Raw genomic sequence first — 11,539 nt, 5'->3', positions numbered from 1 at the left:
TGCCATGATTGAGTATAGATCAGGCTTCTAGATGGAGTTTCACCAGAGCGATGTCGTTCCAGCCGGATTAAAAAAAGGAAGATGGGGATGTCTTTCGTCAGGGCACTGACGGCTGAAAATGTCATTTTGACGGAAGGCGCGATCATAGAGCGGCTACGGCGGAATCACAAAGTCAATCTGAATCCGAATATTCTACACGCCGGCTTTCTGTTTGAAAAGCAATCCCGCTGCATCCTTGAAGCATGCTATCGCGAATATGTGGAGATTGCCCATTCCTATCATTTGCCCATCATTATCGGGACACCGACTTGGCGTGCAAATCCAGAGAGACTACAGGCGGACGGTCGTTATCAACTCCATGCCGTTCATGATGCGGCTGCAGCATTCCTACGAGCTGTGCGGGATGACTATCCCGATCATTCCAATAATGTCTATATTGCAGGGATGCTGGGATGCCGTGGGGATGCCTATGATCCACGGGATGCGCTTGAAATAGATGAAGCGAAGGACTTTCACGGAATCCAGGTTCACGCTCTTGCGGCATCGGGAGTTGATTTCCTTTTGGCGGCAACATTGCCGGCTTCATCAGAGGCCTTGGGGATTGCGCATGCCATGGATGAGTTCGATCTTCCATATATTTTGAGTTTTGTCATCCACCCATCTGGGACATTGCCGGATGGCACGCTTTTGCATGACATCATCAATGACATTGATGCTCAAACAGAAAAGAAACCACTCTGCTATTGGGTAAACTGTGTCCATCCCTCGAATTTCGAAAAGGCGATGCGGCATATCAATGAGCACTCGCCGGCGGCGGCCCGGCGGATCATGGGCCTTCAGGCCAACACCTCAACCTTGACGCCCGAAGAGCTGGATAACTCACCCGCCCTCCACGAGGAGAGTCCGGATGTCTTTGGCGAACTCATGTGGAGGATTCACAAAAATCTGGGGATAAAAATTTTGGGAGGATGCTGCGGCACCGATCCCAGCCATATCAGCAGCCTGGCGCAGCTTGTGCGCCGGCACAAGGCGTGACAGACACGTTTGAAGGTGCAAGCTCTTGATGGATGCACCACGCCGAAATCTCTATTCTGCACCTGACTCGTCCCCAGCTGCCTTTAAAGCTATGGCGAACTCGGTCGCATTCAGATCGTATGTGGCCCCGGCCACGTCACCCCAGTATCCCACTACTTGGAGGCCGCAGGCGGCGCACTCGCTCTTGATGCTTTGAAGAGTGAAGCATTGGAGCCAATTGTAGATGCGGCGTATCCCATCACGTTCCACAATGGTGTATTTGTCCAACAGAAGTCACTCGGCTTCGTACTTGAATGTGTTCATGAATCCGAAGTATTCACGGGGCGACAAAAATCAATCCATGAGGTTGGACGCCCAAGTGGTTGTCTCATCTCGTGCCTCGAGCATCTTCGGCGAGTAGACGTCGAGCAAGATCAATCCGCCGTCAGCAAGCATGGAGTGAAATTTGCCCAGCAAAACAGCACGCTGGACGGGCTAAGTGCGCAGAAGTCGCACATGATCAACATTATTGGGTCGTAGCACTGGTCTGTCTCGAAATCGAGGTAGTCCGCGTGGATGTATTCGATTTCGAGTCCCCTGGCCGCGGCAGTCTCTCGTGCGTATCTAATCGAATTATCCGAAAAGTCGATTCCTGTGACAAACAAGCCCTCCCGAGCGAGACGCTCAGCATACAGCCCTGGCCCGCACCCGAAGTCAGCCACCCTTGCTCCCGGCGCGAGGTCAAAGTGCGACACTATCCATGTTACTGAGCGATCAATGAACTTACGATTCCTCGAAGCGGCGTCCACGGTCTCGTCTAGGTGGTACGCCAGCATCCTCTTCGACGTATGCGGGTTGGTCCAGAGCGTGAGGGCTTATTCTCCAAATGGTATCGGCCGTCGAATGCTCTCCATTAGCGATTCAAACAAGTGCATCTCCTGTTGTTACATCTAACCTCTATTAAGGATTATACCGCCACTCCTTTACCGTCCTCAAGAAACTGTGGTCCAGGTATTCTTTCTTAATGACCTGCGCCATTTCCTCCGCATCACGATATTCATTCCAGGAAATGCGGATGAGGGGAACAACCCGGCTGATATCATCAACGAAATTTTCATACTCTGCGTACAGGGCCTTCAGATATTCCATGGATATACCGCCTTCGACATCACGTTTCCTTTGCTGAACACGTTCGAAACTGGTCTCGGGATCCACATCCAGATAAATGATGAGATTGGGTTTGCACATAAAATTAGACATATGACGGAATAGCTGCAGATAGGTTCGGTAATCACGCGGATCCATCAATCCGGTATCGGAAAGCATTTTGGCGAATACGGAATCTTCATATATTGTCCTGTCTTGAATGGCGGACCGGCCGCGCCAGATAATCTCCTGGTGTTGCTGAAATCGGCGATTCAGAAGATAAACCTGCATGGCGAAGCTGTAACGAGGGGTGTCTCTGTAGAAATCCTCCAGATATTCATTGTCCTTGACAGGTTCATAGTAAACATCGAATCCGAGATGCTCACCAAGCGTCTTCGCCAGGGTGCTTTTCCCGGCTCCGATGATGCCGGCGATGCCGATGAAGAGATTTTCGAGCCTTTCCATAGTGTGCACCATCCATAGTTCGAGGATGTGAAGACAGAAGCCCTGGACATGGACCCTGTGAATCAGGCAACCCACACAGAAAATAATACAGGTAAAGGTGGCGGCTAGCAATGGATTGCATCACATTCTAAGAGATTGAGTTAGCGGATTAGCTAGATGGGCGGCCCATTCCGGTACTATGATTTGCGGGTCGAAGAGCATCCGGGGTCTAGGTGGGATTGCTTCCCGATGACAAGAAGTTGATAAGGAAGCTGGTTTATAGGTTGCGGGCAGGGAGGGACTCGATAAATGGGTTTGTTTAATGCTTCGCCGATCAGGATGATAACAGGTATCATTCTCGCCATCATTGTTTTCATCCTATCCGGTTCAATCTCACAAATAATCGGTGGTAGAATCCCAGAAACACTTAGTTATAAAGAATGGTTATCGACATCGATCTTTCAGCTCCTTATGGCCACTGTCTCTATTTTGCTCATGTTGATTCTGGGCCGCGGAAATCTCAGGCGATTCGGATTTTGCGTCGGGATGAGATTCTCTATTGTGAAACTACTCCTGCTTGTTCTTGCCGCCGAGATTGTCGTCATGATACCCTTTTCATTTTTCCTCGGCGACGGGGAGGGACATTTTGCGGATGAGTTTACTTTTTTGCAAATGGTCATTGGAATTTGGATCATAGCCAGCACCTGCGAAGAGGTGGTCATGAGAGGGCTGATCCAAGGATATCTTGATCCGCTAAAGAAACATGGTATAGGTTTTGGACGGATTTTTTTCTCTCTTCCTGTTATCACATGTGCGCTGCTTTTCTCGGCAATGCACGTTCCTTTGCTCATCATGGGTATCGATACCGCCTTGGGAATCAGTATTCTTATCTCTACGTTCTTGCTGGGCCTGATCGCAGGGTATTACCGGGAGAATACGGGTAGTCTCATTCCCGCCATCATCGCACACAGCGCGGCGAATATTTTTGGTGTCGGTTTGGAATGGTTTATTGGGATGTTCCTCTTGGTGCTTTGTCTTCCAGGCCTGGCATTCGGCGGAATCTCGGGGTATTCAGCGCCGGCAGGGGGTGTAGAAGAGTTCTTTCCACAGCCTTCGATAGTCTATAATCCTGAGCACTATATCTGTTATCGGGCGGCGTCGCCGTTGACAATCGATGGGCTTCTCGATGAATCCGCTTGGGCGCAAGCGGAATGGACAAAGGATTTTGTGGATATTGAAGGAGCGGCAAAACCGGCGCCCCGCTTTCGAACACGAGTGAAGATGTTATGGAATGATGAGTATTTCTATGTGGGCGCAGAGCTTGAGGAACCTCACATCTGGGCGAAGCTCACCGATCGCGATGCTGTGATTTTTTATGACAATGATTTTGAAGTATTTATCGACCCAGACGGCGATACCCACCAGTACTATGAATTAGAGGTCAACGCTCTTGGAACAGTGTGGGATCTTTTTCTAGTGCAACCGTATCGTGATGGAGGTCCGGCCGTGAATGCCTGGGATATTCAGGGATTGCTGATCGGCGTTCATGTTGAAGGAACACTTAACAATCCGAAGGATACCGATACGAGCTGGAGTGTTGAGTTTGCCATACCATGGAATGTGCTGAAAGAGAGCGCTCACAAAGAGGCGCCGCCGCATTCCGGGGATCAGTGGCGGGTGAATTTCTCAAGAGTGGAATGGAAAACGGAAATTATCGATGGGGATTATATAAAAGTAAAAGATTCCAAAACAGGAAAAACGATGCCGGAAGACAATTGGGTCTGGTCTCCACAGGGTTTGATCAATATGCATTATCCGGAGATGTGGGGAATTGTTCAATTTTTGGATCAGACCGTAAGAGCACCAGGGGACAAGATCTGCCAACCAGAGGCGTGGGAATACATCTGGGTCCTCCGACAAATCTACTATATGGAGAAGAATTACTATTTGCGCCATCGGGAATATTCAAACTCCCTTGACGAGCTCCTTCCTTACCTAAATTCGACGTTGAAGAGCCTTTTTGACGAGAAGTACGCCAACAGGAAAATCACGTCCACCGGAGAGACTTTTGTTGTAACGCTTGAAACCGGCGGCGTTATCTATCATATCGATCAGACAGGACGGACTTGGTGATGAGTCATTTGGGCTGGGAGAGTGTCAGTGGTGGTGCGGATTACGGGGTGGAATAGGGCAAGGTAAGGAAAAACAAAGCAAGGGAGTCCTTCATGAATATGGCCCTGGTCGACTGGCTGATCGTTTTTTTGACAATGGCAAGCATGATCGGCGCCGTGATTGTCAGTAAGAAGCATATGACAAGCGTCGCTGATTTCTTGGCCGCGGGCCGGACCGCCGGACGATATATTATCTCGATATCCGGGGGCTTGGCGGGGCTTGGAGCCATAACGATTGTCGGGCTTCTTGAGATGAATTATGTCGCTGGGTTTTCGATGACGTGGTGGGGATTTACGATGTCGGTCTTTATCCTTATCATTACGGTATCGGGATGGGTTGTTTACAGATTCAGGCAGACTCGAGCCTTGACGCTGGCCCAATTCTTTGAAATGCGTTACAGCAAGAGCTTCCGAATATTCGCCGGTCTCATAGCCTTTCTTTCCGGCTTGATCAATTTTGGGATATTCCCGGCCGTCGGCGCCCGCTTTTTTATATACTTCTGCGGGATTCCGCAACAATTCACCCTCTGGGGTCTGATAATTCCTTCATTTCCCCTTATTATGGCGGTATTACTGAGCATTTCCCTCTATTTTGTCTTCTCGGGCGGTCAGATCGCAGTTATTGTCACCGATTTTCTCCAAGGCATTTTTGTTAATGTGATCTTTATCCTTCTGGTTCTTTTCCTCTTCGTAAAGGTCGATTGGACGCAAGTTATTGAGGCGCTCTCTATGGCCCCGGAAAACGCTTCATTGATAAATCCATTTAAAACAAGCCATGTTGAGGATTTTAATCTCTGGTATTTTTTGATCGGTGTTTTCGGTGTTTTTTATGGGGCGATGTCCTGGCAGGGAACTCAGGCGTACAATGCTTCAGCGCACAGCGCCCATGAAGCAAAGATGAGCGGGGTTTTGAATAACTGGAGGGGGTATCCTCAAAACCTCTTTCTTCTCTTTGTCCCCATCATTTGCTATACCGTCATGCATCATCCGGAGTTTTCCGGAATCGCTGAGTCGGTTAATGCCACATTGACGGGCCTGGAGAATGAAGCCATCCAAAATCAGCTTAGAACACCCTTGATGTTGACCAAGCTGTTGCCGGTCGGGCTCATGGGCGCCTTCGCCGCCGTCATGCTCGGTGCTTTTATCAGCACGCATGACACCTATCTTCATTCGTGGGGCAGCATCTTTATCCAAGATGTCATCATGCCTTTTCGGAAAGAGCCATTCTCTGAAAAACACCATCTGAGAGCCCTCAGGCTGTCCATCGTTGGCGTTGCCGTCTTTATCTTTTTTTTCAGCCTTGTTTTCCAACAGAGCCAGTATATTTTTCTCTTCTTCGCCATCACAGGAGCCATCTTTGCCGGCGGCTCCGGCGCCGTCATCATCGGGGGATTGTACTGGAAAAAGGGAACAACGGCCGGCGCATGGAGCGCCCTGCTTACCGGGTCGACGATAGCCGTCGGCGGTATTATTATTCACCAGCTCACAGATGATTTTCCAATTAACGGACAGCAGTTTTGGGCGATCGCCATGGGTGCTTCATCCATTATATATGTTCTGGTCTCCTTATTGGGGAAGGGAAAGGACGCCGATCTCGACAAACTGCTTCATCGTGGGAAATATGCGACCGGGGAAACCAAAATCATCAATGAAGCGCCCCGTAGTGGGTTTAAGATCCTTGGGATGGGCAAGGAATTCACCAGGGGAGATAGGGTGATCTATATCGCCACCTATGCCGTAACCGGAATATGGATTCTGGTTTTCATCGCCGGGACGGTCTATAATCTCACGCATCAGGTGGAAGATTCCAAATGGGCGGAATTCTGGAAATTCTACTTTTATTATAATGTTGTTATATGTCTCTTTGTCGTCATTTGGTTTACAATCGGTGGGATGCATAATCTTGGGGCAATGTTCGGCCGTCTCAAGACGTTAAAGCGGGACGTAGGCGACGACGGCGTTGTCAGAGAAGAATCAAACGATTAAAGATAATGGAATCAATATGAGCCTGGCCAGATACGAGAAGAACCCCATTTTGACCCGCAAGGACATCCCGGACATACCACCATATATTCTGGATCCGACATCGGTTTTTAATCCGGGAGCGGTGAAGTATAAAGGTTGTATTAAACTCATGCTGCGCGTTCAAACCCGGGGCAGAAGAACCTATTTATGCATGGCGGAGAGCACGGACGGGTTTGAATTTCAGGTCTGTTCCAAGGTGGTCCGGTTCAATGGGTTTGATAGACTTCGGGAAAAGGTCTTTCATGTCTATGATCCGAGAATCACGGAAATAGACAGGGTTTTCTATGTGATCTTTGCGATGGACATGAACCGCAACTGTCTATTGGGCCTTGCAAGAACGACCAACTTCGAAGATTTTGATTTTATCGGCATTGTCTCCGATGAGCCCAATCGAAACGGTGTTTTGTTTTCCGAAAGGATCGGCGGCTTGTACACCAGGTTGGACCGCCCCAATAGAAATCCGGTGGCAGGGGATATTTCATCCGGGTCCAGGATTGTTCTTTCAACATCTCTTGATATGGTCAATTGGCGGTCCCAGGGAACAGTGATCGCAGGCCGGCATCATTACTGGGATGAGGATATCGGGGCGGGACCTCCACCGATTAAAACAAGAGAGGGTTGGATCCTTCTCTATCATGGAATTGCCCGGCATTTTGATAGTGTGAATATATATCAGGCAGGGGTGATTCTAATGGATTTAAAGACGCCGCTTGTCATTCTCGGCCGCAGTCGGAACAACATCCTTGAGCCCCGCGCGGAGTATGAACTCATCGGCCAGGTGCCTAATGTTGTCTTCCCAAGCGGTATTATTGTGGATGAATATGACGATGAGGGTTTTGCAAAGCCGGACAGCCGGGTCCTCGTTTACTATGGCGCGGCGGATACCTCGGTCGCGGTGGCGACTACAACGGTTAGGGAATTGATCGATTTGGCCCGCAATGATTAATGGAGGAGCGAGGGTGAGCAATCCAAGGATCGCATTCCTGGTTTCACACACACATTGGGATAGGGAGTGGTATAAAACATACCATCAATTCCGTGTCGACCTTGTTCATGTTTTTAAAAAAGTGCTTGATCGTTTGGAGAACGATGAGGTATTTAAACATTTTGTCATGGACGGCCAAACGATTGCGGTAAAGGATTACTTGGAGGTTGTCCCAGAGGATCGGGAGCGTATCGAAAGGTTGGTTCAGCAGGGCGCATTGACAATAGGTCCATGGTATATTCTGCCCGATGAATTTCTTGTCAGCGCGGAAGCGACGGCAAGAAATCTTCTGATAGGGCACGAAATTACGGCTCAATTCGGAGAGGTCCGGAATGTCGGATATATGCCCGACTCCTTCGGACATCTGGCCCAGATCCCCCAAATTCTGCAAGGAGCCGCTATTGATTCCTTCATCTACACACGGGGCAACGGCCCGGAGGTCGAAAAGCTGGGGAATGAATATATCTGGCAGGCGCCGGATGGCAGTGAGGTTTTGGCGATCAATCAAGGGGGTGGGTACTGCAATGCTTCGGCGCTGGGCTATCAAGAACTCTGGCATGCCCACACACAGCGGGAGATTTCCTTGACGCGGGCCTGCGAGCAGATCGGCAATCTCTTCAAGATGATGGAGGCGTCTTCAAACAGCGATATATATCTACTGAATAACGGATGTGACCACTTCCCACCCCAGGCAAAACTCGGAGAGATTCTGGACGCTCTGAGAAAGGAGTTTCCGGAAACAGACTTTCGCCATGGGAGTTTTGCCGATTATATTGATGCCGTCAAAAAAACAGAGATGCATTTGAAAAGGTGGCAGGGCGAGCTTCTTGGGGGGAAGCGGCACCCGATCCTTTCGGGAGTGTGGTCGGCGCGAATGTACCTCAAACAAAAAAACGATACGGCGCAGCATCTCCTTTCCTCTATCCTCGAGCCGCTGTCCGCCTATTTTCATTTTTGCCAGGACCAGGAATATCCACAAGGACTTATCAATTATTCCTGGAAGCTGCTTCTTGAAAACCATCCGCACGATTCAATCTGCGGATGCAGCACGGATGAGGTGCACCGTGAAATGGAAACCCGATTTGAAGGGGTTCTTCAGACCGCAGATCAAACCCTCCAAAAACAGATAAACGAACTCGTCCACGGTTTTGCCCGCCATGAGCCGGAGGATAACAAGACGGTGATCGCTGTCGTCAATCCTTCGCCGGGTTCCCGCAATGAAGTTGTGGAGAGAATGGTGGTTCTTGTTCCTCCACATATCGATCCATACAACCTCGCGCTCTTCGATCAATCGGGCGCATCGATTCCCCTTCATATAAAAGAAGTGAAGTATTTCAAAAGGTTCTGGGGCGTCGATTACCGGATGATGCTATCCCATGAGCAGCAGAATAAACATATCAACAGTTATATCGAGAATTTCCCGGGATCCGTTCGAAACAAGGCGGGCGGCAAAACGGGTGACATGGAAGGCGGCAAACAAGGCGGCAAGGATGACGGTAATGGGAACGGCGGGGAGGCGTCTGATGGCTACATCACTCTGCAGTTCTTCGCTGAGAATCTGCCTTCGCTTGGGCACCATCTCTATGAATTACGGGAGCTGAAGGAGGGGGAGCAGAAAAGCGAACCCGCGGGCAGTGTACGGGCTCAGAAAAACATGATAGAGAATGATTTTTATAAGGTGGCGGTCCATAAAAATGGAACATTTGATCTTTTTGATAAATCAACGGGATTTGAATACACGCAGCTGGGCCGGCTGGTCGATTCAGGAGATTGCGGAGATGAGTATGATTACTCGCCCTCACGCGATGGCGTCATCCTGACATCGGAGAAGATGGCAGGCGATGTCAGCCTGATCGATTCCAGCAGTTTGTCGGCGTCAATCCTCTTCACGGGGGTATTGATCCTTCCCAAGGAATTGGATTCCGATCGGCAGAGGAGGAGCAGCGAACGATGCGCCTGTCGCATTAATACGCGTTTCACCCTCAAGCACGGCCATCCTGTGCTGGAGATTGACCAAACAATCGATAATCAGGCGAAGGATCATCGACTCTGTGTTGAGTTCCCAACGCCGATAAAGACGGAGACGATTGTCTCCGACGGGCATTTTTACATCAACCGCCGGCCGATTGAACAACCGAGGGGTGATGACTGGGTTCAGCCGCCGACAGGAACATATCCCCAGCAGGATTATTCACTCTTGCAAGACGGAGAGAAGGGACTGGCGGTGTTTGCCAAGGGATTGCCCGAAATCCAGGCCGTTAGAGACAAGGCCGGCAAGGCGACGCTTCTCCTTACCCTGCTTCGATCCGTCGGATGGCTTTCAAGGGATGATTTTGCGTCGAGAAATAAATCGAATGCCGGTCCAACTCTCTACACTCCCGGGGCCCAATGTCTTGGTGAGCAGGTCTTCCATTACGGCGTCTACGTCTACGCCGGGGATGATTTGAAGGCGAAGGTGAAGAGGATCTCCCAAAGATATAGAACGCCCATTTTAACAAAGCAGGGGGTTATGGACAACCGCCGCCCGGGTGGCGGGGGTCTTCTTCGGCTCGAAGGAAATAATTTATGCATTAGTGCGATAAAGAAGCATCAAGAGAGGGAGAGCCTGGTTGTCAGGTTGTATAATCTTGATACAAGAGCTTCTTCCGGTGCGCTGATTTTTGGAAAGAAGATCAAATCGGTTTGGGAGATCAATCTGCTCGAAGAAAGAATCCGGCAGAGAACCCATCCGTCGACACGCGAGATTGAAATCAAGATCCATCCCTGCGGGATTCAAAGTCTCGAGATTGAGTTCGAAACGCCATAAGAGGGACAGACAAATTTATGATGATGCTCATGGCTAATGGAGAGGGCGAGATCGGACTTCCTGCGGCCGTTGCGGCGCTTCAGGGCGGCGCTTCAGCTCTAACCGCGGTTGAGCGGGGGATAGGTGTCGTCGAAGCCGATCCGAGCATTCACTCGGTCGGCCGCGGTGGGATCCCGAATTTGCTGGGAGAGGTTGAGTGCGATGCGGCGATCATGAACGGCAGGACATTGCAGGTCGGGGTGGTCGGCGCTTTGCAAGGATATTTAAACGCCATCAGCGTGGCCCGGCAGGTGATGGAACGGCTGCCGCATGCCGTCCTTGCCGGCGATGGGGCGCGGCGTTTTGCCGCGGAGATCGGGGCAAGGAAAGCGGATATGGTGACCGAAGAGGCGAGGGCTTTCCATCGGCAATGGCTTGAAAAGCATCTTTCTGATGAAAGATTGGCCGCTTGGCCCGAGGGCCCTTTGGCCGAATATGCCTGGATAACAGCGAAGAGCGTCATGGCAAAGGGAACGACGATCTATCTCGCGCTGGATGAGCAGGGGCGCATGGCGGGCGGCACAAGCACATCAGGGTGGGCCGGGAAGTATCCCGGCCGATTGGGGGATTCCCCCATCATAGGCGCCGGCCTCTATGTTGACGAGCGCTACGGCGCCTGCGGCTGTACGCATACCGGCGAAATGACAATTCGCCTGAGCACGGCCCATGCCGTTGTACAATCAATGAAGCACGGCGCCACCGTTGAAGAGGCTTGCAGGGATGCCGCTCAAGAGATTGTCGATCTAAAGGAGGGTTTTCTGGGCCCTGTCGCGATTCACGCCATCGATGCTAAAGGGAATGCCCACGCTGTCAGCACAAGGGATCTTGGCGAGAAAATAAAATACTGCGTCTGGTTCGAAGGGACGTCACAGCCGGAATGCAGGCGGACGCCGGCCCTATAATTGATGT

Annotated in this window: 9 protein-coding genes; 6 read left to right on the top strand and 3 right to left on the bottom strand. The window is 50.6% G+C overall.

The genetic code is table 11. The features are described from left to right. Positions 1-87 precede the first annotated feature (87 nt). A complete protein-coding gene (locus KJ970_17315) occupies positions 88-1,035 on the top strand; it encodes a homocysteine S-methyltransferase family protein (protein MBU2692678.1) in 948 nt (315 codons plus the stop codon). A gap of 51 nt (positions 1,036-1,086) precedes the next feature. Here the strand turns inward: KJ970_17315 and KJ970_17310 are convergent, their stop codons facing one another. From KJ970_17310 to KJ970_17300, 3 genes are all read right to left on the bottom strand, one after another. Then, positions 1,087-1,302, bottom strand: a complete 216-nt coding sequence (locus tag KJ970_17310) for a hypothetical protein (protein ID MBU2692677.1) — start codon at positions 1,300-1,302, stop codon at positions 1,087-1,089. Between the two features lie 146 nt (positions 1,303-1,448). After that, positions 1,449-1,850 (bottom strand): class I SAM-dependent methyltransferase, encoded by a 402-nt coding sequence (locus tag KJ970_17305; protein ID MBU2692676.1) that lies wholly within the window; start codon positions 1,848-1,850, stop codon positions 1,449-1,451. Between the two features lie 124 nt (positions 1,851-1,974). Continuing rightward, on the bottom strand, positions 1,975-2,625 hold the full coding sequence (locus KJ970_17300; GenBank protein MBU2692675.1) for a deoxynucleoside kinase: 651 nt from the start codon (positions 2,623-2,625) through the stop codon (positions 1,975-1,977). A gap of 288 nt (positions 2,626-2,913) precedes the next feature. On the opposite strand from KJ970_17300, the gene KJ970_17295 reads away from it, so the two are divergent. The 5 genes from KJ970_17295 (at position 2,914) to KJ970_17275 (ending at position 11,532) form a co-directional block, all read left to right on the top strand. Beyond that, on the top strand, positions 2,914-4,737 hold the full coding sequence (locus KJ970_17295; GenBank protein ID MBU2692674.1) for a CPBP family intramembrane metalloprotease: 1,824 nt from the start codon (positions 2,914-2,916) through the stop codon (positions 4,735-4,737). Positions 4,738-4,829: 92 nt separating this feature from the next. Beyond that, positions 4,830-6,761 (top strand): sodium:solute symporter, encoded by a 1,932-nt coding sequence (locus KJ970_17290; GenBank protein ID MBU2692673.1) that lies wholly within the window; start codon positions 4,830-4,832, stop codon positions 6,759-6,761. Continuing rightward, complete coding sequence (locus KJ970_17285; protein ID MBU2692672.1) at positions 6,736-7,746, top strand: glycoside hydrolase family 130 protein; 1,011 nt, start codon at positions 6,736-6,738, stop codon at positions 7,744-7,746. The genes KJ970_17290 and KJ970_17285 overlap by 26 nt, the downstream gene beginning before the upstream one ends. A 13-nt stretch (positions 7,747-7,759) precedes the next feature. Then, complete coding sequence (locus KJ970_17280; protein MBU2692671.1) at positions 7,760-10,591, top strand: hypothetical protein; 2,832 nt, start codon at positions 7,760-7,762, stop codon at positions 10,589-10,591. A 29-nt stretch (positions 10,592-10,620) separates the two neighbouring features. Continuing rightward, complete coding sequence (locus KJ970_17275; GenBank protein ID MBU2692670.1) at positions 10,621-11,532, top strand: N(4)-(beta-N-acetylglucosaminyl)-L-asparaginase; 912 nt, start codon at positions 10,621-10,623, stop codon at positions 11,530-11,532. Positions 11,533-11,539 lie beyond the last annotated feature (7 nt).

The organism is Candidatus Eisenbacteria bacterium, assembly GCA_018831195.1.
Taxonomy (GTDB): Bacteria; Eisenbacteria; RBG-16-71-46; order CAIMUX01; family JAHJDP01; genus JAHJDP01.
This window is presented reverse-complemented; position numbering and strand designations above follow the sequence as displayed.

Bases quoted from the DNA above. Each gene is read 5' to 3' on its own strand.
- KJ970_17315 (MBU2692678.1), top strand. From the start codon at position 88: ATGTCTTTCGTCAGGGCACTGACGGCTGAAAATGTCATTTTGACGGAA.
- KJ970_17275 (MBU2692670.1), top strand. From the start codon at position 10,621: ATGGCTAATGGAGAGGGCGAGATCGGACTTCCTGCGGCCGTTGCGGCG.
- KJ970_17305 (MBU2692676.1), bottom strand. From the start codon at position 1,850: ATGCTGGCGTACCACCTAGACGAGACCGTGGACGCCGCTTCGAGGAAT.
- KJ970_17300 (MBU2692675.1), bottom strand. From the start codon at position 2,625: ATGGAAAGGCTCGAAAATCTCTTCATCGGCATCGCCGGCATCATCGGA.
- KJ970_17295 (MBU2692674.1), top strand. From the start codon at position 2,914: ATGGGTTTGTTTAATGCTTCGCCGATCAGGATGATAACAGGTATCATT.
- KJ970_17290 (MBU2692673.1), top strand. From the start codon at position 4,830: ATGAATATGGCCCTGGTCGACTGGCTGATCGTTTTTTTGACAATGGCA.